The 21,192-nt window shown below is 53.2% G+C and carries 18 protein-coding genes; 11 read left to right on the top strand and 7 right to left on the bottom strand.

Annotated features, from left to right (window positions below; translation table 11 throughout):
- Positions 1-161: 161 nt before the first annotated feature.
- The 4 genes from C4520_01950 to C4520_01935 are packed head-to-tail and all read right to left on the bottom strand — an operon-like array spanning position 162 to position 5,563.
- Positions 162-1,817 carry a tetratricopeptide repeat protein gene (locus tag C4520_01950; GenBank protein ID RJP25661.1) on the bottom strand — a complete coding sequence of 552 codons (1,656 nt, stop codon included), beginning with the start codon at positions 1,815-1,817 and terminating at the stop codon, positions 162-164.
- Positions 1,754-2,803: a UDP-glucose 4-epimerase GalE gene (gene galE / locus C4520_01945; protein RJP25660.1), complete on the bottom strand. Its 1,050-nt coding sequence runs from the start codon at positions 2,801-2,803 to the stop codon at positions 1,754-1,756. The genes C4520_01950 and galE overlap by 64 nt, the downstream gene beginning before the upstream one ends.
- A gap of 10 nt (positions 2,804-2,813) precedes the next feature.
- Positions 2,814-4,427, bottom strand: coding sequence for a phosphoglycerate dehydrogenase (locus C4520_01940; protein ID RJP25659.1), 1,614 nt, complete (start codon positions 4,425-4,427; stop codon positions 2,814-2,816).
- Positions 4,424-5,563, bottom strand: coding sequence for an alanine--glyoxylate aminotransferase family protein (locus C4520_01935; GenBank protein ID RJP25658.1), 1,140 nt, complete (start codon positions 5,561-5,563; stop codon positions 4,424-4,426). Before C4520_01935 ends, C4520_01940 begins: the two co-directional genes overlap by 4 nt.
- A gap of 254 nt (positions 5,564-5,817) precedes the next feature.
- On the opposite strand from C4520_01935, the gene C4520_01930 reads away from it, so the two are divergent.
- The gene (locus tag C4520_01930) at positions 5,818-7,035 is read left to right on the top strand and encodes an ankyrin repeat domain-containing protein (protein ID RJP25657.1); all 1,218 of its coding nucleotides are present in this window, start codon (positions 5,818-5,820) and stop codon (positions 7,033-7,035) included.
- A gap of 198 nt (positions 7,036-7,233) precedes the next feature.
- Positions 7,234-7,908 carry a flavodoxin family protein gene (locus C4520_01925; GenBank protein ID RJP25656.1) on the top strand — a complete coding sequence of 225 codons (675 nt, stop codon included), beginning with the start codon at positions 7,234-7,236 and terminating at the stop codon, positions 7,906-7,908.
- Between the two features lie 92 nt (positions 7,909-8,000).
- Here the strand turns inward: C4520_01925 and C4520_01920 are convergent, their stop codons facing one another.
- Positions 8,001-8,825: a formate/nitrite transporter family protein gene (locus C4520_01920; GenBank protein RJP25655.1), complete on the bottom strand. Its 825-nt coding sequence runs from the start codon at positions 8,823-8,825 to the stop codon at positions 8,001-8,003.
- A gap of 356 nt (positions 8,826-9,181) precedes the next feature.
- On the opposite strand from C4520_01920, the gene C4520_01915 reads away from it, so the two are divergent.
- From C4520_01915 to C4520_01875, 9 genes are all read left to right on the top strand, one after another.
- A complete protein-coding gene (locus C4520_01915; GenBank protein RJP25654.1) occupies positions 9,182-9,409 on the top strand; it encodes a hypothetical protein in 228 nt (75 codons plus the stop codon).
- Positions 9,393-9,965, top strand: coding sequence for a pyruvate synthase (locus C4520_01910; GenBank protein ID RJP25653.1), 573 nt, complete (start codon positions 9,393-9,395; stop codon positions 9,963-9,965). Before C4520_01915 ends, C4520_01910 begins: the two co-directional genes overlap by 17 nt.
- On the top strand, positions 9,962-10,261 hold the full coding sequence (locus C4520_01905) for a 4Fe-4S dicluster domain-containing protein (protein ID RJP25652.1): 300 nt from the start codon (positions 9,962-9,964) through the stop codon (positions 10,259-10,261). The genes C4520_01910 and C4520_01905 overlap by 4 nt, the downstream gene beginning before the upstream one ends.
- Positions 10,262-10,271: 10 nt before the next feature.
- Entirely contained in the window at positions 10,272-11,444 is a 1,173-nt protein-coding gene (porA, locus tag C4520_01900) for a pyruvate ferredoxin oxidoreductase (GenBank protein RJP25651.1), read from the top strand.
- Positions 11,445-11,470: 26 nt separating this feature from the next.
- Positions 11,471-12,409 (top strand): pyruvate ferredoxin oxidoreductase, encoded by a 939-nt coding sequence (locus C4520_01895; GenBank protein RJP25650.1) that lies wholly within the window; start codon positions 11,471-11,473, stop codon positions 12,407-12,409.
- A 79-nt stretch (positions 12,410-12,488) separates the two neighbouring features.
- The gene (locus C4520_01890; GenBank protein RJP25649.1) at positions 12,489-14,084 is read left to right on the top strand and encodes a phospholipid carrier-dependent glycosyltransferase; all 1,596 of its coding nucleotides are present in this window, start codon (positions 12,489-12,491) and stop codon (positions 14,082-14,084) included.
- Positions 14,085-14,164: 80 nt separating this feature from the next.
- On the top strand, positions 14,165-15,781 hold the full coding sequence (locus tag C4520_01885; protein RJP25648.1) for a VCBS repeat-containing protein: 1,617 nt from the start codon (positions 14,165-14,167) through the stop codon (positions 15,779-15,781).
- A 141-nt stretch (positions 15,782-15,922) separates the two neighbouring features.
- Positions 15,923-17,047: a sorbosone dehydrogenase family protein gene (locus C4520_01880; protein ID RJP25647.1), complete on the top strand. Its 1,125-nt coding sequence runs from the start codon at positions 15,923-15,925 to the stop codon at positions 17,045-17,047.
- Between the two features lie 212 nt (positions 17,048-17,259).
- Positions 17,260-17,850 (top strand): hypothetical protein, encoded by a 591-nt coding sequence (locus tag C4520_01875; protein RJP25646.1) that lies wholly within the window; start codon positions 17,260-17,262, stop codon positions 17,848-17,850.
- 51 nt (positions 17,851-17,901) lie between these two features.
- Here C4520_01875 and C4520_01870 read toward each other — a convergent pair whose 3' ends face one another.
- Positions 17,902-19,185, bottom strand: coding sequence for an MFS transporter (locus C4520_01870; protein ID RJP25645.1), 1,284 nt, complete (start codon positions 19,183-19,185; stop codon positions 17,902-17,904).
- Positions 19,186-19,315: 130 nt separating this feature from the next.
- Positions 19,316-20,791, bottom strand: a complete 1,476-nt coding sequence (locus tag C4520_01865) for an FAD-dependent oxidoreductase (protein ID RJP25707.1) — start codon at positions 20,789-20,791, stop codon at positions 19,316-19,318.
- Between the last annotated feature and the right edge of the window lie 401 nt (positions 20,792-21,192).

Genomic DNA, 21,192 nt, shown 5'->3' with positions numbered 1-21,192 from the left:
TTCTTCAGTCAATTATAAGGAAAACAACCGCTGAACGCAACGAGAGCGCGCTTGGGGAATTCCTTGGTATTTCTACTTTCCGACACGAAGCCGGGCGGAAAACGTTTCATCTGCAAAAAAGTTTTTGCTGATAAGGCAACTCCGAGATGCTTGCGCACGCTTCATTTTTCGCGACCGCCGGAATTGTACCTATGCAAGAGCAACAGTCCCTGTTTCGCCGACTCCAAGTCAGGCTCGAGCGAAAGCGCCTTCAACCATTCCGCTTCAGCCTCTTGATATTCTCCTCGACTGAACAGGAGAGCCCCCAAATTATTATGCGCAAGCGCATAATCGGGATCGAGCCTGATCGCCTGTCGATACATCTGCTCGGCGTCTTCCTTTCTTTCCGCCGCCTCATACATAACGCCGAGGTTGTACGGGATTGGGGAAAAATCCGGTTTCAATGAATAGGCTGTCCGTGTGTGCGCAAGTGCGAGCTCCACATGTCCCAGTCGAAAATAGATATTTCCCAGATTGTATTGCACGCGAAAATTGTCGGGCGCGCACGCGGCAGTGCTCCGGTAGAGGGTGAGACTGTTCCGCCAGCACGAATTGCGGCTCCTCGTTTTTGAAGCAAAAAGAACGACAAGAATCAACAGCCCTATCATGGCAAATTGATTTTTCCGGCGGCCGCCGTCATCGAGAATAGAAGCGCTTAGCAGGCCGACGATTGCGCAATATCCAACTGAAGGCAGATACAGGAACCGTTCCGCCTTGAGCACCGAGATCGGCACGATCTGGAGCACTGGCAGCAGGCACAGCAGAATCCAGACAAGGAACAGCCCGAAAAGCTGTTTCTTCATCAACAGAAAAAACACCGCGATTGTTCCGAGAACAAGGATTCCGAGTGCACCGAGATTTGCTGTGGTAATCGAGCGTTGCACTCTCACGACGTAGTCGGCGCACAAGTTAACCGGCGCCACTAACAGGCGGAGGTAATCGAGCACGACCGACGGCATCGTCAGCAGTACCTCGATCGCGGATAACCTGCCTTCTATCCGGGGATTGATGTGCAGGAGTCCGAACCGCAACGCCAGGTATCCCGCAAGTATCAGCCAGAACGGCGTGTGAAGAAGCAGCTTTCTTCGCGCCGGCACTGCGGCGGGCTTTGCTGTCTCAACAGCCAACAGCAAAAGCGGCAACACCGCCGCCACTTCCTTCGAAAGCAATCCGGCGCCAAAAAGCAGGAGCGCAAGCGGCAGCTTGTAGGAGAGACGACCGGATTCTCGCTCGGCGAGGTACAGACACAGAGATAGGAGAACAAAAACGGTGGCGAGGACGTCTGTTCGGCCGGAAATGAAGGCAACCGATTCGACATGAACCGGAAGCACGGCAAAGAAAACGCCTGCGACCAGAGCGGCCGCGACTTTTTCCGTCAGTTGCAGAACCAATAGAGATACCAGTGCCGCCGCGATCGAATGAAGAAGCATGTTTGTGAGGTGGAAGCCGGCCGGATTCTTTCCCCAGACCGCGTAATCGAGCGCATATGAGAGCAATACCGCCGGCCGGTAGTAACCGCGCGCACTCGGCTGATTCGATTGTGACCAGAAATGGCCGGTGAAGAAGGAGGGGACATGCGACAATGAATGAACTGCGGGATTATCGACTATGAGATCGTTATCATCCCATACGAAGTCGTTTCTCAGCGAATTCGCATAAACAAGAACCGACAGGATAGCGGCCGCGGCAAAAACCCATGCACGCCGTTTGGCGGTCAATCGGAGTGAGAAGGACGGGCCCTGTCGCTGCTTTTCCGCAGCTTTTTCTGCCATCTCCATGCTGTTTCCAAAATCTCTTCAAGGGAAGAGCGACGTGGTTCCCATCCGATCTCGCGCCTGATCCTATCCGCGGCGGCGACGAGGACCGGAGGATCGCCGGGCCGGCGCGAGGAAACGGTGTGAGCGATGGAGCGCCCGCATACCTGTTCGGCCGCGCGAATTACTTCCTTCACCGAATATCCTTTGCCGGTGCCGACGTTGAGCGCGGTGGTCGCTCCTCCGCCGGACAGATATTCCAGAGACCGGATATGAGCGTCGGCCAGATCGGTAACATGGATAAAATCCCTGATGCAGGTCCCATCCGGTGTCGGATAGTCGTCGCCGAAGATGGAAATCTTCGGGAGACGGCCGAGCGCGGTATCGAGCACCAGCGGGATCAGGTGCGTCTCGGGATCGTGGTGTTCTCCGATGTCGCCGTCAGGATCGCAGCCGCCCGCATTGAAATAGCGCAAGCTCACCGATCGAATGCCGTAAAGCCGCTCGTGGCTTTTCAGGATGTCCTCGAAGAGCGACTTCGTCTGGCCGTACGGATTTATCGGGAGTTGCTGATGCTCCTCCGGGATCGGCACCTGCACCGGATTTCCGTAAACTGCGGCCGATGATGAGAAAATGATGTAGCGCACATTTCGTTCGGCCATCGCGCTCAGCAGGTTCATTCCGCACAGCACATTATTTTCATAGTACTTTATCGGCTCCTTCACCGATTCGCCCACGTAGCAGGAAGCGGCGAAATGGATGACGGCATCGATGCGATGTGAAGAAAGGGTATCACGCAATGCTTGCAGGTTGCGGAGGTCGGCCTCGACGAACACGCCTCCGCATATTGATTCGCGGTGGCCGGTAGAAAGGTTGTCGAGCGTGACCGTGTCACAGCCCTGCCGGAGCAGTTCTTTGACTGTATGGCTGCCAATATAGCCGGCGCCGCCGGTCACCAGGATTTTTTTAAAAGAAAGGTTCAATTCTTCTGCCGCGGGATGCCAAAACATTTATCCGGAGCTAGAGGATCACGACTTTTGCATCATTCACATACTTTACGCTTTTTACTTCATCGAGAATCTCTGCTGTCAACTCGGCATCGAGATTGAGAATGGTGGCGGCTTTTCCGCCGCGTTTTGTCCTGCCGAGCGTCATCGCTCCGATATTTATGTTGTTGTTTGCCATGAGCGTGCCGAGCCCGCCGATGATCCCCGGTTTGTCTTCGTTCAGACAGATGAGGACCACCCCTTCCGGCCAGATATCAACGTGGAATTCGTTCAGCCGCACGATGCGGGGCGTGGTGAGGCTGAAGAGGGTTCCCGCCACCGAATTTTCTTCGCGGTCGGTGATTGCGCGAACCGTTATCAGGTTTGCATAATCGCGGAGCATCTTTCCCTTGCGTTCGGTAACGGCGATCTTTCTGTCGGCCAATAATACCGGAGCATTGACGTAATTGACGTTCTCATGCAGGAAGACTTCCAGAAACCCTTTGATAACGGCGGTCCGGATCGGGCGCAGATCATAATTTTCAATTTCGCCGAATACCTCGACCACTAGCTCGCGCACGTTGCCGAGAGGATACTGCGACTGAAAGCGTCCGAGCTTTTCCGCCAGATCAAGATACGGCTTCAGTTCGCGATAGGCTTCCGGATCGATCGGGGGCACATTCACCGCAAACGGGACGGGCTCGCCCCGAAGCGCGCGGATCACCTGGTCGGCCACCTCGCATGCGACGCTGACCTGGGCCTCCTCGGTAGACGCCCCGAGGTGGGGCGTAACGATGACGCGATCGTGATCGAGCAGCGGACTGTCGAGCGGCGGCTCCTTCTCGAAAACGTCGAGCGCGGCGCCGGCCACTTTGCCGCTGTCCAGAGCCTGTAAGAGAGCAACTTCGTCCACGATACCGCCGCGCGCGCAGTTAATGATGCGCACGTCGTCCTTCATTATGGCGAATTGGCGCGAGGAAATGAGGTTTCTTGTCTGGTCGGTCAAAGGAACATGCAGGGTAATGAAGTCCGACCGCCGAATAAGATCATCGAGATCGACCGGTTCAACGTTCAGCGAGCGCGCCTTTTCCGGAGAAATGATCGGGTCGTATCCGAGCAGCTTCATGCCGAGCGCGTGAGCGCGGCGGGCGACTTCGCCGCCGATGCGTCCGAGTCCGATTATTCCGAGCGTCTTGGCATAGACCTCTGTGCCGGTAAAACGCTTGCGCTCCCATTTGCGTGATTTTACGGACGAGCACGCCTGCGGTATGTTTCGAGCAAGAGCAAGCATCATCGAGACGGCGTGTTCCGCGGTTGATATGGTGTTCCCGCCAGGCGCATTCAGAACGACGACGCCGCGCTTGGTAGCCGCATTCACATCGATGTTATCGAGCCCGACTCCCGCACGACCGACAACTTTCAGGTTCTTCCCGGCCTCGAGCACCTTTTCGGTCACCTTGGTTTCGCTTCTCACGATAAGGGCGTCATATGCGGGAATAACCGAGAGCAATTCGGTTGCGTCCAGCTTTGATTTCACGTCTACGTGAAAGCCGTTGTGGCTCTTGATGAAGGTGATCCCCTGCTCGGCCAGCGGATCGCTTACCAGAATCCTGGCCTGAACCTGTTTTCTGTTTTTGTTCTCATTCATAGCTGTTGTGTGAAGACACGTTCCGCCGCTGCGGCTGCCGTGCCCGGTTTGGCTGAGTAGCCCATCTTGTTTAACACTATCTCAAGAGCGGAAACAGCCGTCAGAACGTCCGATTCCGCACAATATCCCAAATGAGCGACGCGAATGATATTTCCTTTCAATTTGTCTTGGCCGCCCGCGAAAGAGATGCCGAACGCGCCGGTCAGCTTCTTGCGGAGAACATCCGCGTCGATCCCGCCCGGCATCTGCACGGCGGTAGCGACGTTGGAAGGCGCTTTTGAGAAGAGGCTCAAATCCAGAGCCTCGGCGGCCTCACGCGTCGCGCGCGCCAGACGCGAATGACGCCGGATCACCTCGGCGATACCCTCGGCTCGGATCATTCGGATGGCTTCCCTGAGGCCGTAAATAAGCGAGACGGCAGAGGTAAAGGGCGTATCTGTTTTCGCGAGGCTTTTGAGCGCCTTCTGAAAGGACAGGTAAAATTTCGGCAAATTTGAATTGACTATAAGCTGTTGCGCCTTCGGACTGATCGATGCAAATGACAGGCCCGGCGGCAGCATGATTCCTTTCTGAGAGCCGGAGACCGCAACATCCACCGACCACTCGTCGGTTTTCAGATCGTCCGCGCACAAGCCGCTGATGGCATCGACCACCAGCACAGCGGCCGTGTCGGCCACAGTCTTGCCGATAGCCTCAATATCGTTTCTTACGCACGTGCTTGTTTCACATAATGTAGTAAAGACGGCTTTTATCTCAGGATGCTCTTTCAGGGCAGACTGGATGGCGACCGGATCGACCGCATGCCCCCATTCGACATCGATATAAAGGGGCTTCATGCCGTAAGCCTCGCAGATCTCGCCCCAGCGCTCGCCGAACTTGCCTCCGCGAACAACCAGCGCCAAATCGTTGCGGGAGAGGAGATTGACTACTGCCGCCTCCATCGCGCCCGTGCCCGAGGCGGAAAACATTACGACCGGGTTTTTCGTCTGGAAAAGGTACTGCAGACCCTCGTTTGTTTCCTTGAGGATGGCCTTAAATTCCTCCGTCCGGTGATGGATGATCGGTTTTGCCATGGCGAGCAACACCTCGGACGGAGTCGAGGTCGGCCCTGGCGTCATAAGCAGCTTCTTCTTCATCGAAATCCTTCGTCACAAGAAACACTACACCCTTCGCAACTCAATAACTAAAATTATACTAAATTACCAGAAAGCACGTCCAGTGTCAAGAAGGACTCGCGCAGTAGCGGGCTTTGAGCACGGTTTTCATTGGCAGGTTTTTTGCTCCTTCGGCTGAATAAAATCTTAATTTATTGAAAAGGCCGACAATGGCAGGAACGAGGCCAGCCGGCGTCTGACAAACGGACAACCGACGTGAAGAGAGGGGTCGCAAGATGACTGCGAATGGACATTTTCGCACGACACTGTTCCTAATGCTCATGCTCTTGATGGGCACGGCGGGCTGCAGTTCATATTCCGGCAACAAATATGCCGCCGCAGCCGATCGAAGCAGTTCTTCTACATTACTGATGACAGAAGCAAGTAAAGGGAACTCGAAATATGTTCGTATTCTGCTGAGCGATGGGGTAGATCCCAATGCCACCGGAATCGATCTTCAAACGGTAAGATTAATCGAGCGGTATCTCAATAAAGAAGAGGCCGCCAACCTTCTTCTGGGGGAGGATGAGAGCTGGGCGCCATTCAAGGACAGCAACATGACGGCCATAATGGCTGCCACCAGCGGCGGAAATTCTGATGTCGTCAGAAGCTTATTGAGGATGCGAGCAAATCCGAACGCAAAAACCACCCAAGGCTTCACCGCGCTCACGCTCGCTGCTCTCGCGCGAAACACGTCGATCGTGTACATTCTTCTGGACGGCGGCGCCAAGGTCAATACGAGGACCAGGGGAGGCGCCACCGCGCTGATGATCGCCGCTCTCAACAACGACCTCCACATGGCCGAAATCCTGCTCCAGAGAGGCGCTGATCCTGATACGGCGGCGAGAAATGGTTGGACGTCGCTGTTGCTGGCCGTTCGCGATAACAAGATGGAGATGGCCGGTCTCCTGCTCGATGGCGGCGCGAATCCGAATGCCCGCGATATGGAGGAGTCGGCGCTGCTGCTGACGGCCGTTCGTGAAGGCAAAAACGATCTGACCCTTCTCCTGCTTGATCATAATGCGGACCCGAATATACGGGATAAGAATGGGCAGACTCCGTTGCTTGCTGCGGTTGCTGCCGGAAACGCTGACGTCGCAAAATTACTTCTCGAGAAAGGCGCCGATCCCAATCTCGCCGCAAAGGATGGATCATCGCCATTATTGATGGCCATTGGCGAGGACAAAACCGAAATCGCCCGGCTTCTGCTCAACGCGAATGCCGACCCGAATGCAAGGAACAAGAATGGGCAGACTCCCTTAATGGCCGCCGCATCAGTCGGAAACGCTGAAGCTGTAAAAATGCTCCTTGATCGAGGCGCCAACGCAACCGCCAGAAACAAGGCCGGACTGACAGCGCTCGCCATCGCAAAAGCTGAAGGGAACGCTAAGCCTCCCCTCGTACAACTGTTGGAACAGGCGGAAGCGGCCGAACTGGAACAGCCGAAGGAATGATAGGCCCAGCAGGGTCCAGGTGCTGTCCGGATAGTCTGACTTTTTCCTCACAGCAGGAATTTCCTAAGGCCTTAGCTCCTTCTGAAACTCTTTTTTCCTTGTTTCCTCCCGTGACAATTCTCCCCACTTTATGGGATAATGAATCCAACGCAAGCCACCGGCATTTTGACCGTCATGTTTAGTTGATCGGGAGGAAGCATGAAAATCATCACTATCATCGGGAGCCCTCATAAAGCGAGGGGTGCGACAGCGCGATTGGCAGATTTGGTGGGTGAAGGCGCGGAAGGTGAAGGCGCTTGCGTCGAAACGATTTTCCTCCCGGGCAAGAGAGTGAATCCGTGCAACGCCTGTGACACTTGTCATAAAGTGGGGAAATGTCCGCAGAAAGATGATTTTGAAGAGATCAGGCAGAAGATCCTTGACGCGGACGGACTGATCCTCGGCAGTCCAAACTACATCTACAGCGTGAGCGCTCAACTTAAGGCATTCATTGACAGGTGCTGCGGCGTGATTCATTGCGTGGGATTCGAGGGAAAATATGGCGCCTCAGTCGTAACGTCGGGCGGTGGCGACGAGGAGCCGATTGTCAACTACATGAATCATTTCCTGATCACCACTGGCATTACGCCGGTCGGTTCGGTCTGGGCAACTATGGGCCTGCTTCCGGACGGCCGATTCACCGAGGAAATTGTTGCGCGCGCCCGCGAACTGGGCAGGATTTTGGTGCATTCTTGGAAAAGCAAAGCAGTTCTGCCGGAGGTCGAGCGCGTGAAAGATAATTTCAAGGAGCGAATGAAATACCTGATGGTCTACCGGAAGCAGGAATGGCCGTACGAGTACGCGTTTTGGCAGAAGCATCGGGGACTCACCTGATTTTTGGATTTGGATTCAAGCGACGCCCTTCCTGCAGTGCTTATGATCAAAATTCCGCCCACCGAATTGGACCCTCTCAAGCAGCTTTTCTGCTAACCGCGAACGGTGTGGCTGTATTTGATCAAAGCCACGAAAAAAACCCCTCCAATTATGTTTCCAAAGGTCATCCACAAGAGGGTGTACAGATATTGCCAGAAGCTGACCCCAAGGCCCAAATAGACGGCAGGAAGGATTTCTATTGAGCCCACAATACAATGATGCAGTTTCCCGAATCCTATTGTTGCTGTGAGCAGCATCACAAAAAATACCTGTCCGATTGTCTCCTTCCCTGCGGTCACGAGCCAGGACACCAGGCCCATCAGCCAACCTGCCACAACGCCACTGAGCAGGATTATGTACCATGAAGGCTTAATGAGCGATTCGGCAAGATTGACAAAAGCATCCTCCTTGATGATGTTCAGGGAAGGACCGACAGCAAGCAGGAGAAGAGAGAATGCAGCCGCTCCGAGAAGGTTCGCCATGTAAATAATCATCCACACGCGCAGCAGAGAGCGAATCGTGGACCGCCCGGCCAAAACAGGAAATACCGCCAGCGCCGTGTGTTCTGTAAACAATTCCGATCTGCCGAAAATCACCAACAGGAAACCGGTTGAGTAGACGATTGCCATCAGGCTTTCTATGGCTTCATTTGTAAGAATTCCGCTGAATCTGGAATACAGGACCGCCATTAGAAAGACGCTGAAGCCTAAATCCAAGCCGGCCGAAAGAGCGGATAGAAACAATCCGCTGTTGGACCGCTCAAACTCGGCCAAGCCCTGTTCTATTTTTTGCTCTAAAATCAGATGGTAAGATTTTGTTGGGCCATCAGCTTGCCGATCTTGCATATTTTCATCCTTTTCTTTCTGCGGTACTTTCATCTTGTCCTGGTGTTAGGAAACCGGTTTTCTACCAGGGTATTTGCCGCTCATTTTAACTTCCAGTGGTACGTTTCAGGAAGGTTCTGATACGAGTGGCGGCTGCACACTCTGCCATGGGTTTTCCGGCGCTCCATCTTAAAGCCCTTTTTGCGGTTCGTGAGAGGCCCTCATCGCTGTCTCATTATTTCCAATGCTTCTAAAAGCAGCAAATCTGAATTTCCTGCATTCTGGTCCAGAAGCCAAATGACGGGGCGTCCCTTTCCGGGAAACGCTTATGATACGCCTGCGAACGTCTCCATTACCTGGATGATTTCCGGCCGGAGAAGCAAACTCTTCCCAATGGAGACGATGAAGCGATGCCGGAGAAGATGGAATTCTGGATGGTGCGAGAGAGCAAGAGCCGCAAAAAATGCTTGAAATACGCCGTTCGCTTTGCTATACTTTTCCATCGCCCACCCAGAATTGGAACTGGCAAGGGCAGTAGAAAAATTTTTTCTAAATGTGCTATTATTATAATGATAGGAATATTGTTCAAGGGGAAAAGCAACCAAGGAGACAACGGAAAAAGTGGCAAAATTAACTGAAATTCGATGGCATGCACGCGGAGGCCAGGGCGCCAAAACGGCCGCCACTTTTCTTGCGGAAGCAGCGATAGGAGACGGCAAGTACAGCCAGGGTTTCCCTGATTATGGTCCTGAGCGAATGGGTGCTCCGATGAGGGGTTTCACGCGGATCAGCGACCATCCCATACGCCTTCATTCGGCAATTGATGAGCCCGATACGGTCGTCGTGCTTGACGACACGCTTCTGGACACGGTTAACGTATGCGAAGGACTTGCAGAAGACGGGATTCTGATTGTCAATACGAACAAAGATCCGAAGGCAATCCGCGGCAAACTGAAATGGAGCGGGAAAAAGCTTTTCCTGATTGATGCGTCGCAGATCGCGCTTGAAGAAATGGGCCGCCCCATCCCGAACACGCCGATGCTGGGTGCGCTGGTAAAGGTATCCGGCACCCTCTCGCTTGACGTATTGCTTGAGGATATCAAGAAAAAGTTCTCCAAGAAATTCAAGGCTCAGGTGGTCGAGGGGAACCTCAAAGCGATCAAACGCGCATATGAGGAGGTAAAAGCAGCATGAGCAAATTGAAAGGCTGGAAGGAAATCCCCATCGGCGGAATCATTCCGCGCGGGGGGACTGCATATGAATATGAAACCGGTTCATGGCGTTCATTCAGGCCCGTCCATGATAAAGAGAAGTGCATCAATTGCCTGGAATGTTGGTTTGCCTGCCCGGATGCAGCCATAATAGTGGAAGACGACCAGTTCAAGGGATTCGATCTCACCCATTGCAAGGGGTGCGGCATCTGCGCAGCAGTGTGCCCGCCGAAGGTGAGCGCCATCGCCATGAAACCGGAATCAGAATTCGAGGAATAAGAGGTAAACAATGGCAAAAGAAACAGCGAGAATTGCGCTGACTGGGAATGAGGCGGTCGCAGAAGCGCTGCGGCAGGTAAATCCGGATGTTGCCGCCGTTTTCCCGATCACGCCGCAAACAGAATTGATGCATAGATTCGCCGAATTCGTGAATGACGGCAAAGTAGACACCGAACTGATTGCCGTCGAGTCCGAGCATAGCGCCATGAGCGCCACTGTGGGCGCCTCGGCAAGCGGAGTCCGCGCCATTACCGCTACGAGCGCCAATGGACTGGCGCTGATGTGGGAAGTGCTGTATATTGCATCGGGATTGCGGCTGCCGATCGTGATGCCCGTCGTAAACCGCGCGCTGAGCGGCCCGCTGAACATTCATTGTGATCATAGCGACTCGATGGGCGCGCGCGACGCCGGTTGGATACAGATTTTCTCTGAGAATACGCAGGAAGCATACGACAACACGCTGCAGGCGTTTCGGATCGCCGAGCACAAGGACGTGATGTTGCCGACAATGATCACGCTGGACGGCTTCATTATCAGTCATACCACAGAGGTGCTTGAAATTCTGGACGATGAGGCGGCGCGGCGCTTCGTAGGTGAGTTCACGCCTCTTTTCACCCTGCTCGATCCTAACCAGCCGATAACGATGGGCGCGCTGGACCTGCAGGATTACTATTTCGAGCATAAGCGCCAGCAGGTGGAAGGCATGTACAATGCGCCCCGCGTGATCGAGCAGGTTGGCAAGGAGTTTCTTGAACTGACCGGCCGGGAATACAGCTTCTTCGAAAAATACCGGTTGGATGACGCCGAATGCGCGATAATCGTGATGGGTTCGGCTGCGGGCACGACGAAGGAAGTTGTCGATACCCTGCGGGAACGCGGAACCAGGGCGGGAATGATCAAGTTGCGCGTGTTCCGGCCCTTCCCGTATGAGCAGCTCGCTCAGGCGCTCAGCCACCTGAAATCGGTCGCCGTCCTGGATCGATCGATCTCTTTCGGTGCGCAGGGCGGGCCGCTGTACCTGGAAACAAAAGCAGCCATGTACGGGAAGACAATCCCCATTTGCAGCTACATTTACGGTCTCGGCGGACGCGATTTCATGCCGGCAATGGCCGAATCGGCGTTTAACGATCTCTTTGAAGGGAAATGCGACCAGCAGATGAAATACCTGGGGCTGAGAGAATAAGTCTTTAATAGAGTGAGGGTGATTCAATGGCATCTTTAAAAGAATTAGCGAAAAGACAGGACATATTCTGCAGCGGGCATCGGGCGTGTTCCGGTTGCGCGCCTGCAATAACAATGCGACAGGTGACCCTGGCAGTAGATAAACATCTCGTGGCCGGATTATCAACCGGCTGCATGGAAGTGGTCTCCACCATATTTCCGTTCACGGCGTGGCGTAGTTCCTTCATCCATAATGCATTTGAGAACGTTGCCGCCACAATCTCCGGAGTTGAAACCGCATATCGGGCGTTGAAGAAGAAGGGGAAGCTGGACGCCGAGTACAGCTTTATCGCCTTCGGGGGCGATGGCGGCACGTACGACATCGGCCTGCAATCGCTTTCCGGCGCGATGGAACGCGGGCACAACATGCTCTACCTTTGCTACGATAACCAAGGCTATATGAATACCGGCATCCAGCGCTCGAGCGCAACCCCGTTTGGAGCCGCCACCAGCACGACACCCGCCGGCATTAAGATCGCGGGGAAACAGCAATTCCAGAAAGATCTGACGCAGATTATGGTGGCACATGACGTGCCATACGTAGCGCAAGCATCAATCGGTTTCCACCGTGACCTCAACAAGAAAGTAACAAAGGCTCTGGCGACGAAGGGGCCTTCCTTCATCAACGTTCTCTCCTCCTGCCACAGGGGCTGGCGGATTAACCCGGCCGATTCTTTGAAATATTCGAAGCTCGGCGTGGACACCTGTCTATGGCCGCTCTATGAAGTGGTGAACGGCGTCTACAAGTTGACTTATAAGCCGCGCGAGAAGAAGCCGCTCGAAGAATGGCTGAAGGGTCAGGGTCGCTTCAATCACCTGTTCAAGCCTGAGAACGCCGACATGTTGATGACTTTCCAGAAATACGTCGACCACAAATGGAACACGCTCTTGTGGAAATGCGGCGAAATCAAGGAAAGACCTGAATAACAATCTTGCCGCTCTATCGCGTGAACCTGTGCCGATGGAGCGGCATTTTTATCACTGGGAATAAGATGGTATTTCAAAAGTGACGCCGGAACACTCAACTTCTGCAATCGATCTCAGCGCCCCCCATGCAGAAGAGATCCCCGTTTGCGGCCCGATAGAGGAAAGCGGCGGCAGGTTATATAAGATTTTCCTCCTGTTGTTCATCATGGCAGTCGCCGGATTCCTCTTTTTCGGGTTATTTGAGCCTTTTGACGGCTTCCATGGTTTTCAGGAAGCCTGGTACGCCGCCATCGCCGAAAATTATTCCTCTCATTCTCTCTTTATGCCGACCACCTATGATGAGAATCTCGATTTGAATGTCCCTCCCTTTTTCTCTTATCTCATTTATATCAGTTTCTCACTGTTCGGACCTGGCGAGGCGGCGGCTCGTATTGTGCCGGTGTTTTTTTCGCTTCTGTCGCTTCTGGCGGTTTACTTGCTGGGAGAGACGCTGCTTAGGAAAGGGGCAGGTCTGGAGACGGCTGCCCTTTTTGCCTCGACATCTCTCTTCCTTATCCTTGGCCGCAACGTGCAAACGGACATCGTTTACGTCACGCTCTCGCTCTTCTGCGTCTATTTCTATTTGAAGGCCCGCCGCAGTGAAAACAGCCTTACTTTCGTGCTGGCGGGCATCTTTCTTGGGTTCTCGCTTTTCACAAAACAATTCGCCGTCATACCGGCCGCGGCACTAATTCTGTTCGAGGCGCTTGGACCAGACAGAAAAAAGCTGCTGAAAAAGGATTTTCTCATTTTCTTGGCAGCCGCCGCAGTGGTAATCGCTCCGTACTACGGATATCATCTGCTGCACGATGCGGGCCGGCTGATCCGGGCACAGTTGCACGGCTCAGCGAGCAAAGCGGGCCTCGCCGCCGGCCCCACATTGCAGTTTTTGCTTACAGAGTTGCTATGGGGGTGTTCGCCGCTAATACTCCTTGGTGGAATCGCAGGGATGGCGGTTTCATTTCTTCATTTCACTCGAAACAAGCTGCTCGTGATCCTTTCAATTGCACTTTTCTTCATTTTCTACCTCTTTTTCCATCGGCACAGCTACTATCTCTTCGGCATGATTCCCTTCTTGGCGGTATCCTTTGGATGGCTACGGGAACAACTATCTCAAAGAATTTATCGCCTGATCCTGCTCCTATCCATCCTGTTAGGGTTCTGCCTATCCCTCTATCAGTCGTTTGGCAGCAACTATGGAGGAGGCGAACTTAAACAGGTGGGCCAATATCTTGTTTCATATGAGAATCCGGTTGTGCTCGCCGACAGGGCATACATTTTGAATTACGAGCCGCTGTTTCGATATTATGCGAGAAATGCAATGCTGTTACCCCGGGACTCGGAGTCGTCTCCAGCGCAGAGGGCGAAGATAAGGGAGAGCGACGGCATCTTTTCTTTCTCCGGCATCCCGATTGATTCAAACACGACTCAATCCATCCCCATCACCGGCACGAGGTACGGTTTGAAGGTTGGAACGAGATGTTTTATCCATGTCCCCCCCAACGTTCATTTTCTGGCGCCAGCCGCTCCGGCGGAGACCGAGCGTTATGAGATCGACCGCTCGCTCGGGCCCTTCGTTCGGCTGACGCAGGTGTCTTTTTTCCTCATCAAACATTCCGGCAGCAACAATTCATAAGCCGGCCATATGACTTTTCATCTTCCTCAGCCCGAAGATACGGGTTTGGGAGAAAGAATGGTATTCAGCCAAGCTCGTTAATGATTTCTTCATTTTCCACATTTGGCGGTGATATAATAACGATCATCACGAGAATCAATTGGGGCTGGAAGTTGGTCATCCAAGGGGGGGGTATGATGTGCAGACAGAATGATCGTTCATTAACAGCAGTCTTCGTTGTTCTCGCTTTCGCAGCATCACTTTTGCCTGGCTCTTCTCATGCAGCCAATCTCTTTCTCCCTTACGAGACGCATGAAACAGGTTCGTGCGCTGAAGCGGTGGCTATTGGAGATCTCGATAACGACGGGTTAAACGACGTCGTTGTTGCCACGCCGGGATATGGATGGGACCCGGATAATGACAACCGCATCCATGTCTTCCTGCAGCAAGAGAGCGGCGAACTCGCATTTTCCGGCAAGTATGGCGTGGCCCCGGCTTATAGCCCGTTTTCCGTTGACATTGGTGATCTGAACAATGACGGAAAAAATGACGTGATTGTCGCCCTGAATGGCAACATAGGCGTTTTCCTTCAGAATGATATGGGTACTCTTGATCCGGTTGTTCTCTACCCCACTCGGCTTTCGAGCACGCGCGTCAGGATTGGCGACTTTAATAATGACGGCCTCGATGATGTTGTCTCGATCGACTGGGGGGCACAATCACATGATGTCGAGGTTTTCCTTCAAAACATTTCGGGAACGCTCAACCCGCGGGTCACGTATATTGTGAAGCATGGCGGATACGATGATCTGGAGGTAGGAGACGTAAATAATGATGGGCTCGATGATATCATCGTGATGAGCGGACAGGGATATGATGTTGATAATCTTGGAATCTTGCTGCAGAACACGTCGGGAACAATGGAAGGCCCATTCTATTACGACCTCCTGATTGACGAGAACACATCTGGAGTGGCCGTTGGAGATGTCAATGAGAATGGTCTGCAGGACGTGGTGGTCACCTATAGCTACAATATCGGTGTTTTCTTCCAAAATGAATCCGGGACACTCGATCCCGTTGTAAGTTATCCATCCTCTGGACAACCTACTCCGGTGGAAATTGGAGATGTCAACTGGGATGGAAAAAACGACGTCCTTACTGCGGGCGGCGACGTGCTGGAAGTGCATCTCCAGAGCGACGGCGAACTGCCTACTTACGAGTTGTACCCGATTCCTTACAATTCACTTTACAAACCGCATTCGCTCGTAATCGGCGACCTCAATAACGACGGCTCCAATGACGTCGCTTTGGCCAGTTGCGGCAGCGGGCTAACGGTTCTGTACGCCAACACTTCTCCGGCACCTGATATCAAGGCTAACGGGAAGGATGGGCTGGTGACCGTAAGAGAGAGCCAGCCCGTTACTATTACTGTTTCCGTCGAACCACATGCCTCAGCCGGCATGTTGTATGACTGCTGGATAGGCGCGAAGGCCTCTTCAAGTCTGTACTGGTTTACGCCGCCTGATGTTTGGGTGCGCTCAGAAGTTCCGGTAAGTGCGGGCTCTTACGAATTATTCGACCTTCCGCCTACCCCTATCCTGGAACGGACGCTTCCCAGGGGGAGTTACCGTTTCTTTTTCATTCTGGATGGTGACCCGAATGGAAAACTTGATGACATGACCGGGAAGGATTTTGTGGACGTAACTTCAACTTACTAAACATAGATCAACCTCGCCTTCAGGGGGACGCGCCATGCGTCCCCCTTCTCCTGGCTCCCTTGCCCCTTCATCCCATCTGTGCAACAATTTGTTTTAGAAATAAATACAAAAAAATGGGCATCCGAAGCCCGAGGAACGCCAATGGCTAAAAATTTTGTCTTGCTGATTGCGGTTGTGGAATTCATTTTCTTCTCTTGCGGAATATCGGACGCCGAAAACACACAATTGCCCCTGCATCTGATCAAGCTGCCCGCCGGCTTCGAGATCGCCGTATATGCCAACGATATCCCCGGGGCACGATCAATGACTCTCGGGAAAAACGGCACTTTATTCGTAGGCACGAGAAACGAAGGGAAAGTTTATGCGGTTTTAGATAATGACAATGATTCAAAAGCGGATGAGGTGATCACTATCGCAGGCGGTTTGAATATGCCGAATGGAGTCGCTTTCCGCGATGGATCTCTTTATGTGGCGGAAATCAACCGCATTATCCGGTTTGACAGAATTGAGGAAAACCTGCAAAGGCCGCCAGACGCTGTAGTTGTCAATGACAGCTTTCCCGCCGATCGATCTCATGGCTGGAAATTCATCAGGTTCGGCCCGGATGGAAAGCTTTACGTGCCTGTGGGAATGCCATGCAATATCTGTGTTCGAGAAAACCCTCGTTATGGCACCATCATGAGAATGAATCCGGACGGATACGATCTTGAGATTTTTGCGCGAGGCATTCGCAATACCGTCGGCTTCGACTGGCACCCCAAGACCGGCGTGTTGTGGTTTACCGACAACGGGCGCGATCGGTTGAGTGATGATTTGCCGCCAGACGAGTTGAATTATGCGCCGCAGGAAGGAATGCATTTCGGCTTCCCTTATTGTTATGGGAAGAATACGCCTGATCCGTTTTTTGAGGAAGAGGCAGATTGCCGAAAATATGTGCCGGCGGCAATGAACTTGGGCCCGCACGTGGCGGCGCTCGGCATGCGGTTTTATACGGGAGAAATGTTTCCCTCCGAATACCGAACCCAGATATTCATCGCCGAGCACGGATCGTGGAACCGAACAGAACCCATTGGCTATCGGGTGATGCTCGTCCGGCTGGAGGACAACAAACCCGCGGCATTAGAGGTATTTGCGGACGGATGGCTTCAGGATTCGGATAAGTGGGGACGGCCGGTTGACGTGCAGGTTATGCCCGATGGCGCACTACTCGTCTCCGATGATCATTCCGGCTCCATTTACCGGATCAGCTACAGCCGGCAGCCGTAGCGAGCACGTTGAATAGTAGAATGGGTCAAGCCGTCCGGATTCCGATCGCTACCCCTTGTCAAGAAGGAGCGTCCTAGTTGGAATCGCTGCCCCCCAATTCTGTGCCCTCGGCTAACGGGTCCGTGACAGTTTTGCCAAATGCCCCCGCGTGCAAAACGAAATGGCGTTGCGCGATGTGATCTTGTTTGATTGATGCAGAGACTCCGCTTATCATGGCCTCGGAAATTATGGTATTCTCTCAAAACGACGAGCGAATCATCTTCTGGATTACGTGGATATTCCTTATAACGCAGTACCCACAGAAGGCGATGGACAAATATCTTCTGAAACTGAATATTTCGCGGGATTATGTAATGTATGGCTATATCATCTTCATGCTGCTTTTTGGGGTGGTACTATGGCGTCTTTTCCGTATCAGAAGATTTTTCGTGATGAAGAACGTCCTCATCGGACTCCAGGGGTTCTTCCTCTTCCATCTGTTTCTGTTTGCAGCATGGTTGGGGACACTCCTCCTTTTTCATACCCTTTTCCCGAGATCATTACCGCACTGGATCAGCAGCGCACTTGGTATCGCCTTGTTTTATCTAGCGACTTTTCTCGGCGGATGCTGGATCGGCCATAAGAATAAGCGGCTGACTTTCCTGTGGTGCGTCATCGGCGTGATAACTCTTTATTATAAGATCACGCTGGGGCTCGCATCCTTTCAGGCGCGCGATATGTCTTTTGTCATTGCGTCATTGATCGTATGCATGGCCGGGGCTGTCGTCGGGAAAAGATATCTCAAAATTCAGCCGGTGCAATAATTGTAGTGACAGAAATGTCTTCGCATGCGCGGTGAGGCTATTCTGAATCTATTACAGAATGGTTGGCCGGATGGAAATCTTGCATGGCGGCACCGCAAGCAGGCTGAAAGCAGTCGCAAAGAGATAGGTAACAGCGAACAGCACAAAAGCAGCATTATAACTCTTGAAAAAATCGAATATGAATCCCGCAAACGGAGCCCCCGAGGACCCGCCGATTGTGGTCAGGACGTAGAGCATGCCGAGAATTACTCCAAAAGATTCCATTCCGAAACATTCAACCACGATAAGCGGCTCCAACGCAATTACTCCCCCCATCGCGAATCCCCAAACGATTACAAACCAGTAGGGGGAGCCCAAGCCTCCGGTTTTTAGCAGAAGGAGCGTTCCCACGAATTGCAGCCCGAAACAAAGCATCATTGCATAGCGGGCGGGATAGCGGTCGGCCATTGCCCCGAAAAACAACTTTCCGCCGATCCCCAAGAAAGCGCACAGGCCAAGTGCGGCCGCAGCCTTCTCGGCTGATATACCGATATCCTGAAAGTAAGCGACCTGATGAATGAGGATGGGAGTCTGCCCAAAGGTTGCCAAAAGAAAGGCGGCGGCGATTGCCCAGAAGGTTTTTGTACGAAGCGCTTCCTTGAGCTTCCAGGAAACCGGCGCCGCAGGCGAAGAGGAGTCAGAGCCGCTTGTGCGCGCGACCGCTTCTAGGTCTCCATCGGGCATCACTCCTGCCTCGGCTGGCCTTCGTCTGATGATAATACTGGTAATCGGAACAATAGCCAAGCTGATAAAGAGCCCATAGGCAATGAAGGTTTGTCGCAGCTCGAGCGATTGAATGAGCCGGTTAGTCAATGGAACAAAGGTTAGTCCGCCCAATCCGACGCCTATCATCATGATTCCCATTGCCCTTCCCCGTTTTCTCTGAAACCAGTCGGAGATCACGTAACTGGCAGGCATTGTTCCGGTGCAGCTCAACCCGATGGCGAGGAAGGAGCAAATGAGGTAGAATTGCCAGAGCGCCGTCATGAAGCTGAACGCGATAAACGCGAGGCTCATGAGAATGGAGCCGGCGATAATAAGTTTCTTCGGCCCCAAATTCGGCAGCAATCTGCCGACGACCGGACTCGCAAAGCCCCCAATGATAAAGGTGATCGAGATGCCAACTGCGGTGGACCCTCTTCCCCATCCCAGCTTATTGGTCAACTCCACCAGGAAGACGGGGAAAGAATAGAAGCCAATCCCGGCATTGATCCACAAACAGATGAATCCGGCACAGACAATGTACCAGCCAAAAAACACACGTCCCGTTTTTTGGGGAGAGATGGAATGACTCATAAATGTATGAGCAATTGAAGGGCAAAGCACCTTTCACACGAGATGAACCACCCGGAACCGGCTTTCGCCTTTAGGGGAGTGTTCTCTTGGCCCCGGTAAAACAGGTGGTTTTGCCCCCTTTAGCCGCCTTTCATCGAACCGTCTTCGACGACGTTCGGGTGAGATACCACTTGTGCAGGCGAGCCGAAAGAAACCGCGCGCTTTGCGGTCCGGCATAGGGAATTTTATGATTCAACACAAATAAATCCGTCAGTCCGCTCCGCTCGCCGGCTACAAGCTCCGCAATGATTCGGCCTGCAGTCTGCCCAAAAGCGACTCCTTCGCCGTTATAGGCGACGCCATAAAACAAATTGTTATCATCTCCCAATACGCCGACCGACGGCGTAAAATCAAGGGTAAAACCCATAGTGCCGCCCCATGCGTGATCGATTCGGATGCCTTCGAGTTGCGGAAATGTCGTCAGCAGGCTCTGCGTCAACAACTCGATGACCGGTTTATTGTTCCCTGAACTGAGTTGGTCGTTGGCGAAATAGGGATAATCGGAACCTCCGATGACTATTCTGCCGTCGGCGCTTGGACGCTGGTAATCGAATAGAACCCGCATATCTGCCATTCCCTGTCTGTTCTTCCACCCGATTGAGTCCCACTGCGCCTGGCTCAGAGGTTCAGTCGCGATCACATAGCTACAGAGCGGCATTACGCGATTCTTGAAGAAGCCGATTTTTGAGGAATATCCATTCAGACCCAGAACGAGTATGGGCGCGGTGATCTCCCCCATCTCCGTCTCAACACGATGCTGTTTGCCCGGAGTCACCCGCATGACAACTGTGCATTCGTGCACCTCGACCCCGGCCTTCTCGATCAGCGGTTTCATACCGCGCGCCAATTTGGCGGGATTTACTATGCCGCCGTACGGGAATTTCAAGAGCGCAAGATACCGCGGCGAGTTTACCTCCATTTTCAGTTCCTGTCCCTGCACAATGGTTGCGTCGAGCCCCATCGTCTTATATAGCTCATACTCCTTTTCGAGATTCTCGGCCTGCTCCTCATCCATTGCCGCCTCGAGCATTCCGTTCTCCTCGAAATCGCACTTGACTCCATGCTCCGTCGAAAGCTCTCTGATCTGCTTCAGGCCGTAAAGTGTGGCGTCAAACGCCTTCCGGCCAAGCTCCGGCCCGGCCTCATGCACATAATCCATCAATCCCGGGATGCCGGCGTCGCAAAAACCGCCATTGCGCCCGCTCGCGCCGTACCCGCAACAGGCGCCTTCAAGCAGCACGATCTTCTTCTGAGGCAGCAGGCGGCTCAGATGCAAAGCCGATGACAGCCCGGTAAAGCCGCCGCCGATAATCACGATGTCTGCTTGATGGCTGCCTTTCAGCGGTGGATTCAGGCGCTCGCGCTCGAGCTCGGCCTCCTTGAACCAGAAGTTGTCAAGAAAGAATTCGTAAAGATCGGGCGGACGTGAGGGGTCAACGGCCATCGCCTTTAATCCGTAAGAGATCCCCCAAGCGCCTGCCGCGCCGGCAGCCGCCCCGGCAAGGAAAGAACGGCGAGAAATCTTCCCATCATCTGACGCCATATCAGATCTTGTGTCTTCTTCCATAGCTGTTCTCCTTTATCCGGCGGCTTTTCTGCGGGGTCGGGGGTTGCTGCACTATACTATATGAACATACGGCTTTAAGCAAATTCGGGCGTCGCTTTTCAACGACCAGCCCCGGCTTTCCGAACCCGGGCGACTCCTGCGGCGGGAAAACGTACGGTACTGATTCGGCTTATCTGTTTTCCTTTCTCTCCCGCTCCAACACGTTCGTTACGTACATCAGGCGGGGCTGTAGGTGAACTCGTCGCGATTATTCCAACCGGCGAATCAGGGGGGCACATCATAATCCGAATCCCTCGCACTCGGCGCAGGGCTTACGCATCTAAATTCCGAGTAATTTCTGTAGGAAAGTTTGATCGAGGGCGGCTTTTGTTCTTTTTCTTCTGAGTGATAGCTTTGGTGTT

Source organism: Candidatus Abyssobacteria bacterium SURF_5 (genome assembly GCA_003598085.1).
Taxonomy (GTDB): domain Bacteria; phylum Abyssobacteria; class SURF-5; order SURF-5; family SURF-5; genus SURF-5.
This window is presented reverse-complemented; position numbering and strand designations above follow the sequence as displayed.

Excerpts from the sequence above, each read along its gene's own strand:
- galE (RJP25660.1), bottom strand. The coding sequence starts at position 2,803 with ATGTTTTGGCATCCCGCGGCAGAAGAATTGAACCTTTCTTTTAAAAAA.
- C4520_01925 (RJP25656.1), top strand. The coding sequence starts at position 7,234 with ATGAAAATCATCACTATCATCGGGAGCCCTCATAAAGCGAGGGGTGCG.
- C4520_01870 (RJP25645.1), bottom strand. The coding sequence starts at position 19,185 with ATGAGTCATTCCATCTCTCCCCAAAAAACGGGACGTGTGTTTTTTGGC.
- C4520_01885 (RJP25648.1), top strand. The coding sequence starts at position 14,165 with ATGATTTCTTCATTTTCCACATTTGGCGGTGATATAATAACGATCATC.
- C4520_01905 (RJP25652.1), top strand. The coding sequence starts at position 9,962 with ATGAGCAAATTGAAAGGCTGGAAGGAAATCCCCATCGGCGGAATCATT.
- C4520_01930 (RJP25657.1), top strand. The coding sequence starts at position 5,818 with ATGACTGCGAATGGACATTTTCGCACGACACTGTTCCTAATGCTCATG.
- porA (RJP25651.1), top strand. The coding sequence starts at position 10,272 with ATGGCAAAAGAAACAGCGAGAATTGCGCTGACTGGGAATGAGGCGGTC.
- C4520_01865 (RJP25707.1), bottom strand. The coding sequence starts at position 20,791 with ATGGAAGAAGACACAAGATCTGATATGGCGTCAGATGATGGGAAGATT.
- C4520_01915 (RJP25654.1), top strand. The coding sequence starts at position 9,182 with ATGCCGGAGAAGATGGAATTCTGGATGGTGCGAGAGAGCAAGAGCCGC.
- C4520_01895 (RJP25650.1), top strand. The coding sequence starts at position 11,471 with ATGGCATCTTTAAAAGAATTAGCGAAAAGACAGGACATATTCTGCAGC.
- C4520_01940 (RJP25659.1), bottom strand. The coding sequence starts at position 4,427 with ATGAATGAGAACAAAAACAGAAAACAGGTTCAGGCCAGGATTCTGGTA.
- C4520_01920 (RJP25655.1), bottom strand. The coding sequence starts at position 8,825 with ATGAAAGTACCGCAGAAAGAAAAGGATGAAAATATGCAAGATCGGCAA.
- C4520_01875 (RJP25646.1), top strand. The coding sequence starts at position 17,260 with ATGGCCTCGGAAATTATGGTATTCTCTCAAAACGACGAGCGAATCATC.
- C4520_01880 (RJP25647.1), top strand. The coding sequence starts at position 15,923 with ATGGCTAAAAATTTTGTCTTGCTGATTGCGGTTGTGGAATTCATTTTC.
- C4520_01950 (RJP25661.1), bottom strand. The coding sequence starts at position 1,817 with ATGGAGATGGCAGAAAAAGCTGCGGAAAAGCAGCGACAGGGCCCGTCC.
- C4520_01935 (RJP25658.1), bottom strand. The coding sequence starts at position 5,563 with ATGAAGAAGAAGCTGCTTATGACGCCAGGGCCGACCTCGACTCCGTCC.